The organism is Bartonella sp. MR110HLJHH (assembly GCF_042194225.1).
In the GTDB taxonomy this organism is placed as follows: Bacteria; Pseudomonadota; Alphaproteobacteria; order Rhizobiales; family Rhizobiaceae; genus Bartonella; species Bartonella grahamii.
This window is the reverse complement of the sequence record NZ_JBHIMQ010000001.1, coordinates 130,947-150,098: the sequence shown is the minus strand read 5'-3', so window position 1 is coordinate 150,098 and position 19,152 is coordinate 130,947. Positions and strand designations below refer to the sequence as shown.

Annotated in this window: 10 protein-coding genes; 1 reads left to right on the top strand and 9 read right to left on the bottom strand. The window is 37.6% G+C overall.

Annotated features, from left to right (window positions below):
* Positions 1-5: 5 nt before the first annotated feature.
* The 5 genes from addA to ACFIKB_RS00605 form a co-directional block, all read right to left on the bottom strand.
* Positions 6-3,482 carry a double-strand break repair helicase AddA gene (gene addA / locus ACFIKB_RS00625; protein ID WP_375652562.1) on the bottom strand — a complete coding sequence of 1,159 codons (3,477 nt, stop codon included), beginning with the start codon at positions 3,480-3,482 and terminating at the stop codon, positions 6-8.
* On the bottom strand, positions 3,479-6,601 hold the full coding sequence (gene addB / locus ACFIKB_RS00620; RefSeq protein ID WP_375652560.1) for a double-strand break repair protein AddB: 3,123 nt from the start codon (positions 6,599-6,601) through the stop codon (positions 3,479-3,481). The genes addA and addB overlap by 4 nt, the downstream gene beginning before the upstream one ends.
* 738 nt (positions 6,602-7,339) lie before the next feature.
* Positions 7,340-8,914: a peptide chain release factor 3 gene (locus ACFIKB_RS00615; protein ID WP_208438469.1), complete on the bottom strand. Its 1,575-nt coding sequence runs from the start codon at positions 8,912-8,914 to the stop codon at positions 7,340-7,342.
* Positions 8,914-10,575: a lysine--tRNA ligase gene (locus ACFIKB_RS00610; protein WP_375652558.1), complete on the bottom strand. Its 1,662-nt coding sequence runs from the start codon at positions 10,573-10,575 to the stop codon at positions 8,914-8,916. The genes ACFIKB_RS00615 and ACFIKB_RS00610 overlap by 1 nt, the downstream gene beginning before the upstream one ends.
* 364 nt (positions 10,576-10,939) lie before the next feature.
* On the bottom strand, positions 10,940-12,187 hold the full coding sequence (locus tag ACFIKB_RS00605; protein WP_375635369.1) for an argininosuccinate synthase: 1,248 nt from the start codon (positions 12,185-12,187) through the stop codon (positions 10,940-10,942).
* A 170-nt stretch (positions 12,188-12,357) separates the two neighbouring features.
* Between ACFIKB_RS00605 and ACFIKB_RS00600 the strand changes: the two genes are divergently transcribed.
* Positions 12,358-13,005: a LysE family translocator gene (locus ACFIKB_RS00600; protein WP_375652556.1), complete on the top strand. Its 648-nt coding sequence runs from the start codon at positions 12,358-12,360 to the stop codon at positions 13,003-13,005.
* Positions 13,006-13,500: 495 nt separating this feature from the next.
* On the opposite strand, the gene rlmN is transcribed toward ACFIKB_RS00600, so the two are convergent.
* From rlmN to lptB, 4 genes are all read right to left on the bottom strand, one after another.
* Entirely contained in the window at positions 13,501-14,727 is a 1,227-nt protein-coding gene (gene rlmN, locus ACFIKB_RS00595) for a 23S rRNA (adenine(2503)-C(2))-methyltransferase RlmN (RefSeq protein ID WP_375635471.1), read from the bottom strand.
* Between the two features lie 42 nt (positions 14,728-14,769).
* The gene (locus ACFIKB_RS00590; RefSeq protein ID WP_026500150.1) at positions 14,770-15,273 is read right to left on the bottom strand and encodes an invasion associated locus B family protein; all 504 of its coding nucleotides are present in this window, start codon (positions 15,271-15,273) and stop codon (positions 14,770-14,772) included.
* 1,708 nt (positions 15,274-16,981) lie between these two features.
* On the bottom strand, positions 16,982-17,446 hold the full coding sequence (gene ptsN / locus ACFIKB_RS00585) for a PTS IIA-like nitrogen regulatory protein PtsN (RefSeq protein ID WP_012754449.1): 465 nt from the start codon (positions 17,444-17,446) through the stop codon (positions 16,982-16,984).
* A 911-nt stretch (positions 17,447-18,357) separates the two neighbouring features.
* Entirely contained in the window at positions 18,358-19,152 is a 795-nt protein-coding gene (gene lptB, locus ACFIKB_RS00580) for an LPS export ABC transporter ATP-binding protein (protein ID WP_375635367.1), read from the bottom strand.

Genomic DNA, 19,152 nt, shown 5'->3' with positions numbered 1-19,152 from the left:
GTAACTTATAAGGCAACTTCACCAAGAAATGCCTCGAGTTTTTCTGGAGAAAGTTTAAAAATTTTGGCTTCTTTACTGTAGATAAGCAGAGCTTGGATATCTTTATCGGGATGAATAGCTTGCAACAATTTTCGGTAAAGAGCCATTTGCAACCAGTGATGGGAAGCAATAGCAGCTTCATTTTCTGGCGGGGTTCCTGTTTTAAAATCAGCAAAGATAATGCTGTTTTGCGTGATGTAGAGACGGTCAATTTGACCAGAAATTGCTTGTTCTTTTCCACGAATTTTCACTATACCCATTAAGGAGACCTCAGCACGTGAATGCTCAGAAAAAAGGGGCTTGAGGTAAACGTGATCTAATATTTTCCAAACATGGCGAAGAGCATCTTCTCTTTGGCTCTCATACCAATGAGAGGCTTTGATATTGAGATAGTTTCGAGCATAGTCTCGACGTTTTTGTAGGGGATAATCGGGTAAATATTGTAACAATCGGTGAACGATATTACCATATTCAATGGAAAAAGCTCTGTTAGTATTTGTTGCTCCTAAAACAGGGGAGGTGGTAAGCTGTTTTGGACTTGAGGACAGCTCTGTATCAGCTTCAATGGAAAGGCTCGCGACTGAGGGTTTTAACGGTTTTGGTAGCACTGGTTCTTCTGGTACTTTATGGGAGAAAAAAGCAGGCAAAGGTGGTAAGGTTTGGCATTCAGCGCAAGGGACTTTTGGGTTTATAGAAGCAGAGGAAGGAGATGTAATACAATAACGCCAAGCTGCAATATCTTCCGCAGGACCTTTTATAGCTACCGCATGCGGTTCGAGAGCTTTCTTTACCAATTGTAGCCACGTATGAGGATTATTGCGTTCACCGCTATACCCGCAAACAAACAATCGATCTTCAGCACGCGTCATTCCCACATAGAGAAGGCGCCTATACTCCTCTTCAGCACGCTCTTTTAAACGCAAAGTTGCTTGTTTAGAGGGCATTGTATCAAATTCTGCATTAGGGCGCCAGATAAAAGCTTGTTGGTCACTCAAATGTGCATTGTTCAAGGGAACTTCAAGCAAGTGAGGTGAATGCTGGGGATGCCAGATTGCACTACCAGGATCAACCAGAAATACAACGGCAGCTTCCAGTCCTTTTGCAGCATGAACAGTCATGATGCGAATTTCTTCATGGTTTTGGTCAAACTCACGTTTAATTTCTGGTTCACTGACACTTAATGTTTCCAAAAAAGCTTGTAATCCTGGTAACCCCGTTTTTTGAATCGCGAGTGTGTAGTCCATAAAAGCATCAAGCACATCATTGGCTTCCGAGCCTAAGCGCGCTAAAATTTTTTGTCGTCCCTTATCATTATTTAAGATATGACTATAGAATTCGAAGACTGGTATTTTATCCACTAAAGTACGATACTGACTCAAGCTTTCAAAAGTATCTTTAAAAGGAATATGCGACGATGCCTGTTCACAAAGGCTTTTCCAAAGAGAGCCTGTACGGTGAGCGGCAAGTTGATAAAGTTCCTCTTCGCTAAGCGCAAAGAGTGGACTTTTTAAAACACAAGCAAGAGACAAATCGTCTTGTGGTTGCAAAACAAAACGTCCGAGTGCCATTAAATCACGCACACTCATATGTTTTATAAGCTGTAAACGATCTGCACCAGCGACAGGTATATTGCGTTGTTTAAGGGCACGAGAAAGCGCTAGGGCAAATTGATCACGCTTACGAACCAAAACCATAATATCACTAGCACGCAATAACCGCCCTTTTGCTGGAAGCATTTCTCCTTTGTGTAACCAGCCTGCAATAGTTTCAGCAACTTTTTCTGCCAAACGTATTGCTGGTGTATCTAAATGATCAACAGTTACATGCCAATCATCAGGAAATTCGTCTTTTTCTTTAGAAATGGCATCCCATAAAATAACTTCACCTGGACTGTGAGTACGGATAGCTTCGTGTATGGTTTTTGTATTTTCTGCTGAAAGCCCTTTATAATTCTCTGGTGTTTCAAAGACAAGATCCACACTTTTAAGAACATCGGCTGTGGAGCGAAACGAGTAATTCAATTGTATTTTTTCAAATTTCTGCTTTGCTTGTTGTGCTTTTTTTTGAATAATTTTGCCATTTGCAGCAAAATTTTCTGGTGCAGCGCCCTGAAAGGAATAAATAGACTGTTTTTCATCTCCAACAGCAAAAAGAGTACGTATATTGTCACGTTGACTATGACCTGTAAAAAATTCTTGCGCTAAAAGTTGAATAATTTTCCATTGATCAGGGTTCGTATCTTGTGCTTCATCAAGCAAAATATGATCAAGACCCTTATCAAGTTTATAGTGCACCCATTGGCTTGCACCTTCACGTTGCAACAAATGGAGTGTGCGCTCAATGAGATCATCAAAGTTTAAAAAACCATTGGCTTTTTTTAAATTTGCATAAATTTTGAGATAAAGGGCACAAAGCTGAAAAGCCGCCATATTGAGTGCACAGACTTTTACGCACTGATATTTCTCTAAAAGAACAGAAAGCTTGCTTTGTTTATCTTTAATCAATTGTTGAATAAAAGGCCAAATTTCATCTGATTTTTTAGACGATATAAGTGCAAAATTACGAGGTTTACCTTCTGTTGTAAAATAAATATTTGAAACAATATCAATGATAGTTTCTTCATCACAAGCGGTTTCTAATTGGGGAAGTTTTTCAATGATACTCTTGGTGTTTTTATTCCCATGGGTTTGGCAATGGGTAAAAGCATAAAGAGGAAGACGAGCAGTCTGTTGAATTTTTTCTAGTAATTGCTGATTTGTATCATCAGGTGCTAAATTAAACAGCGCCCGCAATTTTTCTTCTCCATTTTCAGACAGAAGAGAAGACAAAAAATCAGACAGTTTATGTTGCTTTTCAGCTGCTTCATACAGCAATTGGTTAAAAGTATGTTCACTGATAACCTTAAGCAGCTGTTTTAGAGCGGGTTGTACATCATGATGCTTTAAAAGTTGGCAGCGGGCTTCTTGTAGTAATTTCTTGCGGTTGACATCATCTATGAGTTCGAAATGTCCAGCAATATTGGCTTCTAGCATAAATTGATGCAAGAGAGATTCGCAAAATGCGTGAATAGTCTGTATTTTCAAACCACCAGGTGTTTCTAAAGCACGAGCAAAGAGTTGGCGCGCATAGGTTATTTTTGTTGCACTGATAGGTTTGTTTTCAAGCTTCGATAAGATTTCTTTAAGCTGCGCATCATCGAGTTCATTCCAGCTGGAGAGTGTGCGAAAAATCCGCGATTGCATAACAGCGGCGGCGGCTCTCGTGTAAGTAAGGCATAAAATACGTGCTGGAGGAGTACCGTTTAAAAGCAAACGAATAACGCGTTCGGTTAGAACATGGGTTTTTCCAGATCCTGCATTTGCAGAAACCCATACATGTGTTTTTGGATGTGTTGCTGTTGCTTGTGCATCAATGGCTGCTTCAGGAATAGAAAAAAGAGTCATGATTGATCTCCTTTATGAAATCCATTTGACCATTCCCATAAGCGTGCCAGATGATCATAGTCACTTTCATATTGTTTTAACATAGGGACTGCGTGTGAAAGATAGCCTTGTTGTGGATTTTGATAATACTCCATTAATGCGATAAGATGTTCCCACACCCTTTCACCAAGATTAATAACATTTTGGTGATCTTTTTCCGCTTTTTCTGAAAGAATTGATTGAGGAGTAATCTTACCTTTTCCATTAAGAGGGATATAAAATAAATTTGAGGGAGTAAAATCTTGAAAATCTGTAAAAGCTCCTCTCATTAATAGAGCGGTTTCCAATGCTAATTGTGGAAATAATAAATCACGAACTTGTTTTGATGAAGGGGGTGTACTCGTTTTAAAATCAAGTATTTCAACCGTTTTGTTTGGCAATATATCAATACGATCAGCACGTCCTGAAAGAATTACACCTGTTGTACCTATGGGTATTTTTTGCGATTCCACTTCCGAATGTCGTATTCGGGGTTCTAGACTTTGTTCCCATTGCAGAATAAAGGGAGCAAGATTTTCAAATGTATTCCACCAGATTGTTTCAACATCAGCAGGTAAATTAAACTTATCAAATTCTTTACGTCCAAGAGTGAGGAGTACATTTAATGCATTGTCAACCTTTAGATTTTTTACTTTTGTGCAAAAAGCAGCAAGAATAGCGTGATAAAGTGTTCCACGTTCTGAAGCGCTAGGATCATGAATAAGTTCTTTAAGTGGTTTGAGCCGTAAGATTTTTTTAGCATAAATAGCATAAGGATCATACCGCAATGTTTCTATTTCAGTGACTGAAAAATGACGCGGACGTATATCAAGAGGTGGAGCAGGGCAAGGACGTTCCACCTCAGAAGTTATGCTTGTATGATCAAGCATCTTTGCCCAATGGCGTAGTATTTCACCTCGTTCACGGATTTTTTTCCAAACCTGTTTCCCTACAACTGTTTCCATGCGTTGTAGCCAGCGTGAAGGAATGGAGGGTGTATGATTAACGCGCAATGCGCGACTCATCACCACTTTATCCATTCCCATCGCCCATTGAAAATCATGCGCGGAAAGACCAATACGCTGCTCTGGTGGCTCCAGAGTTAACATCATTTTCATCGGTCGCGATAAAAAAGCATCATTTCGGGTTGATATCGGCCATGACCCTTCATTAAGACCGCCGATGACCACTGTATCAACTGTTTGCAAACGTGATTCCAAAGTACCCCAGATGAATAAACGTGGATGTCCTCCAGGCGAAGGTGTGACGGAACGGGTTGCTATTATGGCAGAAAACATAGCGGGCCATTCGCAAAGATGAAATGTTAATCCTGATTGATCACTGACCAATTCACGTAAAAATTTTGATAGGGCTTGTCCTGCTTCGTGTTGATAAAGATGTGCAAGAGAATTATCTTCATTGCGACCAAAATTTTCAAAAACCTCAACAGTTGCTATCGCAGCTTCGGTGATGGTGCATTCTTTCTCTTTTTTCATAAGAGATGTTAAAGGTTCAACAGCTTTCCTCAAAAGATGACAAAGGAAACGTGCTTCTTCACATTTCTGCTGATCAAGAGCGTTGATTTCAGAACTATTATGAAAGTGCGTTTCAATCCATTTTTCAAGAAATTGATCACATTCGCAAAGATTGATGCGCCCTGTATTCCCTCGAAGAATAAAAAGTTCAAAATTTTCTGCCATTTCGCGTAAACGATGACGGTTTTGTTGGAGTGTTGTCAGAGGATGTTTAAGAAGAGAAAGAAAAGCAATGGGATCATCGGGTTGCAACACATTTTCTAAAATAAGCCGTAAGAGAGTTACAGGCAATGTTTGTGCAAGTGGTATTCCGCTTGAATCATTTGCTTCAATTCCAAATCTCTGTAATTCCACAGCAACACGGCGTGCTAAATTACGGTCATTTGTAATAAGGGCCGCAGTTTTTTGGGGTTCTTCAATAGCTTTACGTAAGGTAACAGCTATAGCGAGAGCTTCTTCACGTTCATTTATAGCTTCAATAAATGACCAATCTGCACAAAGATTTTCATAATCATCACGGACAATTTGTATCCATTTATCTGTTGTAGAAGCTGGTCGGAGTGCTTCTGATAAAAGAGCCATTCGTCTTTTCTTTGTTATACTTTGTTGGCCAATTTCGCAAACATGATGACGTTGACACTCCATGAGAGTTAGAAGTTTTTTTAAATGATATTGAGGATGGCTAAAAACATTTTCTGCAGGATCAAAAAAATCACAAGCTGTTTTTTCTTTATGGCTTGTGCATAGTGCATTCCATTGTTCTTCATCCATATGAAGATCAAGGCCAGGAAGAACAACAGCCCCTTTTGGCAGAGAAGCTATAACCTTTAAAAGATGAGAAACTGCGGGCATAGAACCTGACACACCAGCTGCAATGACCGGTTTATCAGGCGGCATACGTCGTAAAGTCTCTGCGTGCATTGTGAGTGCTTGATTACGCCATTCAGCGGGATTACTTCGTTGTCTTTCTGTCAAGATTTTTGGCCAATTTTGCGTAACAATAGTCAAGAAATCGAGCGTTATTTGCCACCATTCAGCGACCATATCAGGTGCAATATTTTTAAGTTTTGACCAGTCTGCTCCTTCTGTTTCAATTTCGTCCATCAAGTGTGCTAAATCTTGCGCAAGCCAAATCGCATCAGCACTATGAGCCGGAATAAGCACATCTTCTGTGCCAAACATGGCACGCAGATGCGCAGGTAAATTTTCACGCCATGGACGAATAAGGCGTGCTAAAAGTAAAAGACGTTCGCTTTCTCCAATAGGCGGATCGAGAGTGCTGGTATGATTTTCAACAAAAAGGAAACTGTCTTCATCTACATCTCCTAGAGCACGAATGGTTGGCAAGAATGTTGATTGTGTATCACTTCTTTCAACAAAGGCTAAACGCAAAGCGCGAGCAGCACGACGTGTCGGAACATAAATAAGGCTATCGGCAAGGGCAGTTTGAATATCTCCACTAGAAGCGAAATTATCAATAAGGCTACCAGAGAGTAGTGCATCAACAAAGTGAGGCAAAAAAGCAGTTCCCGGAGAAATAGAAAAAACACGCGGTTTATAGGTCATATGATCTCATCTTTGGGATAACAAATTTCAGCTTATTGATTATTTGTATTATTTGTATTATTTTGACTGTATACAATATTTATACAAGGAAAAACTGAAAAGCTATATTTATACAGCAGATTTTTTATTTTAGATTTAAAAAATCAGTTTCATAAATAATATTTTCCCATAAAAAGCTTGGGAAAAAAATAATATTTCCACCCTTCACAGCGAAAATAGATTACTTTGATGGAGAGAGTTTTGCAAAAGTTTATCGTGCAAGCCTCTATTTTGCTAGGATTACATCCCTTATGCAAAATAGAATGCCCAAAAATATCATTATGTTGCAATTTTATATGTTTGTTTTTAAAGAGACATCTTTCATTGTACTTGAGCTTACCTCGTAATGTCGTCCCGTAAATAATATAAATGAATAGTATAACTTAAACTTCCGTGAATGGGATAAGATACACCACACACCACCATCGTTACATCATAACGCTACAAACCACCATCATCACTTTTTTACCCTCACCCAATATTTTGAAAGCTCTTGGCTATGGAGAAGATTTATAAGAGGCTTTGTATTTCTTGCTTCCAGTGTTTTACGCACACATCAATCCTACTTATGACATGCAAACAAACGATTTTGGTTGTTTCAATATAAGAAACTTATAATATTCAGATTTTTAACCCAATATAAAAAATGATAAATTATCATTATAAATCAAATTATTGTAGAAAATATTTTTCTTTATTTTAAGAGCGTACTTGGTAATCTTTAAAAGCAGAAAATTTTATTTTAGGAGCTCTTTCTGCCTCATAATTCAATGAAAAATGATTCTCCGCTAAAAAGACTGGATCACCTTCTAAATCATACGCAATAGCAGAGCGGTGATTGCTGAGAAACTTTTGCAACTCATCTTTGCTCTGCGCTGAAATCCAACGACATAAATTAAAACGCGCAGACTCAAAATTCACTGGCAAAGAATATTCTATTTTTAATCGTTCTTTTAAAACATCAATTTGCAAAGCACCAATAACACCAATGAGAGAAGGCGACCCATCATCAGGAATAAACAATTGTACAACCCCTTCTTCAGCCATTTGTTGCAAAGCTTCTTTGAGCTTTTTTGCTTTCATTGGATCGCCCAAACAAACACGACGCAAAATCTCTGGTGCAAAATTTGGTACTCCCTTAAAGAGGATATCTTCTCCTTCAGTCAAAGTATCGCCAATACGCAATGTTCCATGATTAGGAATCCCTACGATATCACCGGCATAGGCTTGATCAGCAATTTGGCGTGAACGCGCAAAGAAAAATTGTGGAGCCGAAAGTGTCATTGGTTTTCCTGTTCGAACCAACTTTGTCTTCATACCACGTTCAAGTGTTCCCGAACATACCCGAAAAAATGCAATACGATCACGATGATTAGGATCCATATTTGCTTGAATTTTAAAAACAAATCCCGTCATTTTAGGTTCCATGGCTATGACATTGCGCTGATCTGCACTTTGGTCACGAGGACTTTGACCAAAATCAATAAGCGCATTGATCAAATCACGAACACCAAAATTTCGCAAAGCTGAACCAAAATAAACCGGAGTCATATGACCTTCACGGAAAGCTTGAAGATCAAAATTCTTGCAAACACTTTGAGCGAGTTCTACCCCTTCAATAAAAGTTGAATGTTGATATTCAGGAAGTAAATGGACAACCTCTCTGGGATTTGAAACTATCTGCTGTGTTATCTCATCATCTTTTTGACGAAAACGATTATGATAAAGGTCATAGGTACCAACAAAATCTTTACCCGTACCAATTGGCCATGTTATAGGCGCAGTATCAAGAGCAAGCTTTTCTTCAATTTCATCTAAAAGCTCTATAGGATCACGTGCCTCACGATCCATTTTATTGATAAACGTAACAATAGGAATATCCCGCATCCGACACACTTCAAACAATTTTAATGTTCTAGGCTCAATTCCCCGTGCCGCATCCAAAACCATGACAGCACTATCAACAGCTGTGAGTGTGCGATAGGTATCGTCCGCAAAGTCCTCATGTCCTGGAGTATCTAGGAGATTAAAAATATGATTTTCATATTCAAACGTCATCACCGAAGTTACAACGGAAATACCACGATCACGCTCAATATTCATCCAATCAGAACGGGTTTGAATACGATCTTTTTTGGCTTTTACTTCTCCTGCAAGTTGAATAGCACCACCAAACAATAAAAGCTTTTCTGTCAATGTTGTTTTCCCAGCATCTGGGTGAGCAATAATTGCAAATGTACGGCGTCGCTTTACTTCCTGCACTCTCTTTTCCATTATTCCTCCGTCGGCCGTGCAAGCGCTTCAGCAATCAGTGCACGCATTTCATTAATCCCATAAAGCGCTATAAATGATCCCCATCGTGGACCTCGCTCTTGTCCCAGAAGGACTTCATACAACATTTGAAAAAAAACATTGGAAACACCAGGCCCACCTTCAGGGCTTTTTTTGCTATGATCTTGATAGCGTTCCGTTAACCGCGCAACATCAAGAAGCATATTTTGTAGCATATTGCCATCAACAGTTTCAGGTAAATTAGCTAATTTTTCATCAATTTGTGCTAATGTTGCTCGTTCGCTATCATCAGGGAGCCGGAATTTTTTGTTTGGTTTAACAAAAACATCAAAATATCTAATGGCAAACTTCACTAATTGATTAAGTTCTGGATAAGTTTGTGCATTTGCTCCTTTAGCGTAACGAGAAATAAAACCCCAAAGAACTTCTGCATTCTCCGCATTTGAAGCACTTACCAAATTTAAAAGCATCGCAAAGGAAACAGGCAAATCAACCTGCGGAGGACAACCATTATGAATATGCCATACAGGATTATTCAACCGCTCTTTCCATTCTTGGCGACCATAGGCTGAAAGATGCGCATAATATTCATCAACCGCTTTAGGAATGACATCAAAATAAAGCCTTTTTGCTGTTTTAGGCTTTGAAAACATATAAAGCCCTAAACTCTCTGTTGGGGCATAAGTAAGCCATTCATCAATGGTTAAGCCATTTCCCTTGGATTTGGAAATTTTCTGCCCCTTCTCATCTAAAAAAAGCTCATAGTTGAATCCTTCTGGGGACTTCCCACCTAATACTTTACAAATTTTAGAAGAAAGATTTGTGGAATCGATAAGGTCTTTTCCTGCCATTTCATAATCAATGCCAAGTGCTGTCCAACGCATTGCCCAATCCACCTTCCACTGACACTTAACCTTGCCCCCCGTAACCTCTGTTTCTATGGTTTCTCCTGTTTCTGGCTCAATATAAGTGACTGTACCTTTTTCAACATTACGTGCAATCATCGGTACCTGTAATACTTTTCCAGAAAAGGGAGAAATTGGTAAAAAGAGCGAATAGGTCGCTTGCCGCTCTGCACCCAATGTTGGTAAAATAATTGCCATAACCTTGTCATAACAGGCAAGGATTTTCAAAAGTGTTTCATCAAAACGACCAGAATGGTAATAATCCGTAGCACTTGCAAATTCATAATCAAAACCAAAACGATCAAGGAAAGCCCGTAGCCGCGCATTATTTGCTGCCCCAAAAGAAGGATAGTCATCTCCAAAAGGGTCGGGTACACGGCTCAACGGTTGACCAAGATAATGTTCCATCCTCTCGCGATCAGGCACATTCTCAGGAACCTTGCGCAAACCATCCATATCATCAGAAAAACAAAGCAATTTTGTTTTTACTTTATTCTCCGTAAGAATATGAAATGCATGACGCACCATGGTTGTACGTGCAACTTCCCCAAAAGTACCAATATGCGGTAAACCAGAAGGTCCATAACCTGTTTCAAATATCACACTGTCTGGATAACCCGTCTTTTCATACCGTTTGATAATCTTACGTGCTTCTTCAAATGGCCAAGTTCTCGATTGAAAAGCCGCATCTTTTAATTCAGGCGCAAGGTTAAGGGTATCACACTGATCACGCATCATTATTTGTCCTAAAAATTACACTCTTTCAAAATAGGGTGTATGGTTCTTGAATTTATTCGTCAATAATAGCAAGCAAAAAGATGAAAATTTCTTTATACTCTTAAGTCACAATACAAAAATCGCCCTCGCTATAAACATATTTTGTTCTGATAAAAATCAAAAACATTCAATATTATAAAGCAAAATTGACTTGTTTTGATTATCAGAGCCTTCATTGCTATTATTATCATGAATTTTGCTTATTATACTGATTTAGTACAAAAGCGAAGCCTCTAACATTGAATGAAAGGACTGAAAAAACCAACAGATAAAAATGCTTAAGTTAGGCATTCCATACAAAAGTACTTCCCCTACTTTACACTTGTCACTGTAATTTTCTATTTCTTTTTTTGTCACCTTGATGACGCATTGCTAATGTACGCAAACGTAAAGCATTTAATTTAATAAAACCAGTTGCATCTCTTTGATCATAAGTACCTTGATCATCCTCGAAAGTTACCAACTCACTCGAATAAAGTGATTTTTTACTTTGGCGCCCTTCAACAATCACGTTTCCTTTATAGAGTTTTAACGTGACTTCACCTTCAACATGTTCTTGAGATAAATCAATAGCTGCCTGCAGCATCTTACGTTCCGGCGAAAACCAAAATCCATAATAAATGAGTTCTGCATAACGTGGCATCAATTCATCTTTCAAATGAGCTGCACCACGATCTAGCGTTAAAGATTCTATAGCTCTGTGAGCCGTTAAAAGAATGGTCCCCCCTGGTGTTTCATAAATACCCCGCGATTTCATACCCACAAAGCGATTTTCTACCAAATCTAACCGACCAATACCATTATCGCGCCCATAATGATTTAATTCTGCAAGTAAAGTTGCAGGAGATAAATTTTTTCCATTGATTGAAACAGCATCACCTTTTTTAAAGCCAAGAGTGATTCTGGTTGCTTGATCTGGAGCATCTTCCACCGAAAGAGTACGCATATGGACATATTCAGGAGCAGGAAGTGCTGGATCTTCTAAAATCTTTCCTTCTGATGAAGAATGCAATAAATTTGCATCCACTGAAAAAGGTGCTTCGCCTTGCTTATCCTTTTCTACAGGAATTTGATGTATACGAGCAAATTCAAACAGATCTGTCCGACTCTTAAAATCCCAATCACGCCATGGAGCAATAATCTTTATATCAGGGTTAAGAGCATAAGCGGAAAGCTCAAAGCGTACCTGATCATTGCCTTTGCCCGTTGCCCCATGAGCAATTGCATCTGCTCCTGTTTCCTTAGCAATTTCAATAAGGCGTTTTGAAATAAGTGGGCGTGCAATTGATGTTCCTAAAAGATAAGTTCCCTCATAAACGGTATTGGCTCGAAACATCGGAAAAACAAAATCACGCACAAATTCTTCGCGCAAATCTTCAATATAGATTTCTTTAACACCTAACATTTCAGCTTTACGACGAGCAAATTCTAGCTCTTCCCCCTGCCCCAAATCCGCTGTAAAAGTTACAACTTCAACGCCTAGCGTACTTTGCAACCATTTGAGAATAATTGACGTATCCAATCCCCCTGAATAAGCCAAAACAACTTTTCTAATATTTTGCCACTTCTTCATTTCAAAATTCTATATGAGCTGCTCTTTTATCTCTACCTAGAAATCAAAACAATGCAACAAATATAAAAATAAATTCTCTTTAAGCAACATTAAAAAGACGCAAAAAACGTAAATAAAAACGCTTTAGAGTGTAAATAATGAATACTGCTTAAAAATAAAAGGAGATTTACGTGTCATTTCTACCGGAGTGGTCTATTGTTGTACAATTTGCTTTAGCATCGTTGATTTTAGCACTTATTCCAGGACCTGATATGATGCTTTCTGTAGGACGAACCATTACACAAAGCAAAAAAGCTGGAATTATGTGCGCCTTGGGTAGTGCAACAGGGTTTGCCATTCAGGTTACCGCTGTAGCACTTGGCTTATCAGCGCTTATTTTTGCTGCGCCACACACTTTTATTCTTCTAAAAATTGCTGGCGCCTTTTATCTTTTATGGTTTTCCTTTCAAGCGTTACGGAGAAATCCAACTTTTTCCTTCGAACAGACATCTTCTAAATCTCAAAGCGCTAAACGCAACTATCTTGCTGGTATTGGAATCAATCTTTTAAATCCTAAAGTTATACTCTTTAACGCGACATTCTTACCACAATTTATCAATGCGGATGATCCTATGGCAACACAAAAGCTACTCTTTTTAGGACTCTCTTATATTCCTATTTCTTTTCCCATTACAATTTCTATCGTTTTTACAGCGCATAAACTTACCAAAATTCTCAAGAAAAATCCTCTTTATATTCGCTTTCTCGACTGGCTTATTGCTGGTACTTTTACTATCTTTGCCCTCCATCTCCTTATAGTTACAAAAATTGATTTATAAATGTAATTTATCGTTTTTAATTTAAATGAGAACCCAAATATTGTAGGATTCTCTCGTTTCAAACCTGTTTATTTTAAATCAAACAATATCTTTCTCTTGTACGTTATAAGCGAATCGGGAGTTTTCGTGTGTGAAGCGAAATCTTTTTAAAGAACGTAATAAACAAAAGAGTGAAGCAATACACAATCTCCACTTTTTAAAAGATATTACCGTAGATGCTTTTAAAAGTCATAAAATAGAATTAAAATGTACGATAATAATATGGAAATTAGTTAAGCCACTTAAGACTTCATATTCCCTCTAAATGAGGTTTCCTCTTTATTTTAGAAATTACGCAAACAGACTGCTATATACAATATTTCTCCCCATTGAGCATATAAAAGCTGAAACTGTTCGTCTAGCAATTATCCATCTTAATCTCTGTCTCACACATGCTATTATATGCTGATTTATTGAAAAAAGCATAGGCTTTAATATCGCAGAAAGTTGCATTAACTAATGACCAATGGCATTTTCAAGTCGCAAACGTTCAGATTTCCGTAAACGCTCTGAAGCTGATTTAAGTTGTCCACATGCCGCTAAAATATCGCGTCCACGCGGTATCCGAATAGGAGAAGCATAGCCCGCTTGATTAACGACATCAGCAAAACGCTCGATTTGCTCCCAATCAGAACACTGATAATTGCTCCCTGGCCACGGATTAAAAGGGATTAAATTGATCTTAGCAGGAATCCCTTTCAATAACTTAATCAATCGCTTAGCATCATCTAAACTATCATTGATATCTTTCAGCATAACATATTCAAAAGTGATTCGTTTTGCATTGGAAAGACCAGGATAATTACGGCAAGCCTCCATTAGTAAAGCAAGCGGATATTTTTTATTAATGGGAACAAGCATATCCCTTAATGTATCGTGTACTGCATGGAGTGAAATCGCCAACATAACACCAATTTCTTCTCCGGTTCGGATAATTCCAGGAACAACCCCACTGGTTGAAAGCGTAATCCGACGTTTTGATAAAGAAAGCCCATCGCCATCAGAAGCAATTAATAAAGCTTTTTTAACAGCTTCAAAATTATAAAGAGGTTCTCCCATCCCCATCATAACAATATTGGTAATTTTGCGACCTTCAATGGGAACTATTGCCCCATCAGGGGTATTTTTATCAGGAAAATCACCCAAACAATCACGTGCAACCAATAATTGTGCCAAAATTTCTTCCGCAGTCAGATTGCGAACAAGCATCTGCGTTCCCGTATGGCAAAAAGAGCAAGTTAACGTACACCCTACTTGCGATGAAAGACATAAAGTACCACGTCCTTCTTCAGGGATATAAACCGTTTCAATTTCAACAGGCCTTCCAGCTCCACGTGCAGAAAAACGTAAGAGCCATTTACGCGTACCATCTTTTGATATTTGTTCTCCAACAATTTCTGGGCGCGCAATGGAGAAATGACACTTAAGTGTTTCTTGCATTGCTTTAGAAATATTCAGCATCTCATCAAAATTTGAAACACCACGCACATAAAGCCAATGCCAAAGCTGACGCACACGCATACGCGTTTGATGCTCTGGTACACCAACTGTCTTTAAAGCCTGCACCATCTCATCTTGCGACAAACCAATTAAAGAGAGCTTAGAACTCTCCTTCACGACCACATTATCTGTTTCTCGCGCAAAACATGAACCAACTGGTCTAAGGTCATAGGAAATGGCCATTGCTTTCCAATTCACATCACTATTTTAGAAATTATCGAAACCTTAATGGCACTTTTGAGCTGCATTTAATGCAGCAGTAACCCCTTTTAAGGAATAAGTATAAGTGGTATGCGTTCCTCGTTTTGATATCGCTTTCACTGTCATATTGCTTCCAGCACGCATAGCAGAAACAAGCTGCTTTTCTAGCTCTGATGAAGCCAACCAAGCTGAGGAATCTTTCGTGAAAAAATCAAAGTCCTTACCTCCAATGGTCACTGTCACTCTCGACCCTTCTTGAAGGGTATAACCAGCCATAAACTGCGGTTCAAACGAAATAGGTGAATGAGAACGCTTGGTAACCAAGAAAAAGTTATCACCATGATTAACTGTCGTTGGAAGAGCCTTCAAAGGTACCGATAACACATAGCAAATCGTATTTTTGGGCGATTTATAAGAATAGGCTCCCCACGCTTCAAATTGATTTAAACGGCTTGGCGTTTGTGCATATGCCACGCCCGCTGTAACAAAAACCATTACAGATGCAGCAATAACAGTCTTTTCAAACATCTTCATTTAGCTCACTTCTTTAGTCTCTAACAAGATTCTCTTCATTGGAAAAATTCAACAAAAACTCCTCGATATCCATGTGTTATTGTCTTAATTCCTTCAATAAGCGAAATATTTTCACACTAACCAGAATAGATTTCCACGTTCCATTGTGACCTTTTAATCGTTACCAAAACATAAACTTCTTATTCAATAACCACATTAAAAAATAACATCTTCATTTTATGCTACTCATTTCGTTTTTGTATAAAAAACGATTTCTTTAAGCTATAGAACTTCAAAACGAGATGAAAATATACCCCATACTCCCCGCAAAAAAGCTTAATCGCCTTACGGATATCACTTCTCGACTTTATGCATTCAATACATTTATGTTCACAAAATACTCCATCTTTCACCCATTATAGTGCATTCATACTTCGTATTCAATATCGTCCCGATAACACTTTTTCTCAATCTTCAAAATATCTTGTAAAAATAATAAAATATTATCAATATATTAATAATAAAACATAAAGAATTCAGATTCTATCTCAATAATCACATACCACTTTGTTTCTTTTGATCTTATTTCCCTATATATTTTATCTCCAATTATTAATTTCTAAAATGATTTTAGTAGCTTATAATATTATTTTAATGTATTAGACGATATTTTTCTACAGCAATTTTAACCTTATCGTTTTTTAACAACATTTTAATCAATTAAAGTGGATCTGAATAAATCTTCCCATGCACAAAGCTGTTTCACCCAACCTAAAGCTATAACTTTCATTTTTACCGTACAAAATTGTTTTTTAGCATGGGCTCTATAAAACAGCTGACATCTAAATCATATCTATAAAATAGTTGACCTCTCCACTTGTGAAGAAGCAAACCGGCACCATAACACTATTTTCCAGCTCCCAATGTTTTGCTACAACCCTCGATACTTGAGACGATTCATAGGAAGCATTTTTACCCTTTCTTGTACAGTTTTTATCCACACGCTAATTCCGTTTATAACGTGCAAGCAAATGGTTTTGATTGATTCAACATAAACAGGTTTGGAATGAGAGAATCTTACAGTATTCGCATCTCTCATCCAACATGCAAAATAGTGAATTATATTTATAAATCAATATCTTGCTATACTGAGGATACACTCTTATTTCTTCTTGAGCATTAAAATATTATCCCTAAACACTCAAACTCAATTTACGAAAAAATTCGATGCACAAATAAATTTTTCTGTTGATTTCTTTCCCGCTTTCAAAGGACAAAGATTCTTAATCCAATCTGGACTGAAAAAGTTTGGATTCTTGTCGAGCGGTCTCCTCTTGTCTTCCCACTTATGTGATTTACCTAACCAAAAGCTCTACAAACAAGTCCTGCTTAAGAATATTTACCACACATTCTAAAAGCATTTAATGTATTAAGAAGACTTACATGCCTTATCTCTCCACACCTCAAATGATGGCTTTTTACAGTACAACAGGATAAATTAACCCACGAAGCATAATGATTAGATGCTTTAATATACAAGAGCAAGTAACAAAAACAAGTACTTCGTTTTTGTTACTTGCTCTTTAAAAAGAAGGTTCGCTTAGAAACGATTTCTCAAAATTGCATGACATAACCTTTTGTTATCAGTCTTTTAAGATAAAAATTATATTATTTTCTACGTTCCGTGGTGTATACCTTGCAACTTATACACTCATAATATCTTCTAAGCTGCATTTGATTCTGAAGTTTGAATCAGTAAAGCATAAAGCGCATTAGCATTATGCGTATTGCGCAATTTTTGCACAACATCAGTGTGACGCAAAACACGTGCGATCTGTGATAAAGCTTTTAAGTGATCTGCACCAGCATTTTCAGGTGCTAAAAGGAGAAAAACGAGATCTATAGGTTCGTCATCAAGAGCTTCAAAATCAACAGGACTTTCAAGACGTGCAAATATACCAATGATCCGATTAATATCAGGTAATTTTCCATGAGGAATCGCAATACCTCCACCCAAACCCGTTGAACCAAGCTTCTCGCGTTGTAAAACAACATCAAAAATCACATGCTCACTAAGACCTGTTAGCTTGGAAGCTTTTTCGGCTAAAATTTGCAGAACCTGTTTTTTCGAATTAGCCTTAAGAGCCGGAATGATCGCTTCCGGTGCTATTAACTCACTCAAATTCATACTTTAATTTTCCTCTTACACGCTAAAATGCTCATCAATAAACCTATAAACGGTATAGATACTTAATGTTCTTTCACTTTTCGCAACATCGCATGTGTTTTTACTTTTCAATTTATAATGGGTGATGGCTCAATACATCTCATATCACTTCTAACACAACAATAAATAGTATTCGGATCATCATTAACGGCATGAGAAACCAAAGAAATGAAGTTGTTCATAAAGTTAATTTCCTCACGACTCTAGAAAAGGTCATTATTCATAAATTTATTAAACTTGTCATAAGAGTTGATGTATAATTCGCCATCAGAGTTTTTCTTTCTTTAAAAATGAGCCCTTAAATTAAGATGAAAAGCATACTGAGCAAAATGGACCTTTACTTTGAAAATTACTGTATAGCTTGAACATCGCCTTATAACAAGAATATAAAGGTTTTTAGAGATTTAATGATTATTTTGAAAGGTTTATAGATTTATCCTGATATCTTTAGCCGAGCTCCTATTTTCAAATAGGCCATATAAACCAATAAAATACGACAACTCCTATTGAATAACCGCAATATATAACCGGTGCTCCCATCAAAATACCTAAAACAGCATCATCGATATATTATTTGATTCGACAGAGAAAAATATGATAAATATCTCTTACCTTTCAATAACACACGCATTTATTGAGAGCTTCGTTTATCACTCATTATCAAGTTAATCTAGTGATATCTTTTCTATGATACAATCATGAGCAAGCTAAACTTATAAAACAACAAACTAACCCTCTAATGATGAAGTCTTTTTCACCACTCAATAACAACATTAAGGTTATAGTCATAAAAGAAGTTTTGGCATAAATAAGGAGATTTTCAGTAATAATGTTTGGTTAAACTTAAATGGAAACTCGTGAAAGCTGTAAAATCAAAGAGAAAACTGATTTCCCAAATAAATTCTGCGTACATCAACGTTGTTGATAATATCATTAGGACAACCGTGAACTAACACCCGCCCTGTATGAATAATATAAGCGCGATCGACAAGCCCTAATGTCTCACGCACATTATGATCCGTTATTAGAACACCAATGCCACGCCTAGTTAAATGACGAATAAGTTGTTGAATATCGAAAATAGCGATAGGATCAATTCCTGCAAATGGTTCATCAAGTAACATAAAATGGGGACGAGAAGCTAAAGCGCGCGCAATTTCAAGTCGCCGACGTTCACCTCCAGATAACGAAAGTGCAGACATTTTACGTAAATGATCAATTTTAAATTCATGTAAAAGGCTATCTAACTCTTCACGTTGTTTAAGGCGATCTTTTTCAACGACCTCTAAAACAGCTTTAATGTTATTTTCTACTGAAAGACCACGAAAAATAGAAGCCTCCTGTGGAAGATATCCAATACCTAAACGCGCACGTCGATACATCGGAAGATGCGTAATATCAAATCCATCAATTTTAATGGATCCTCCATCAGATTTTATGAGCCCCGTAACCATATAAAAACAAGTTGTTTTACCTGCCCCATTGGGCCCTAAAATGCCAACGGCTTCTCCCGTACGAATGCCAAAAGAAACACCATTAACAGTTCGTCTTCCTCGATAAACTTTAATCAAGTTACTGGCAATCAAGGTCCCTTTTAAGGGATTTTTTGAAGCTTCACTTTCAAGATTATATTTATCGGTCTGTTTTTTTCTTTTGATTCCAAACAT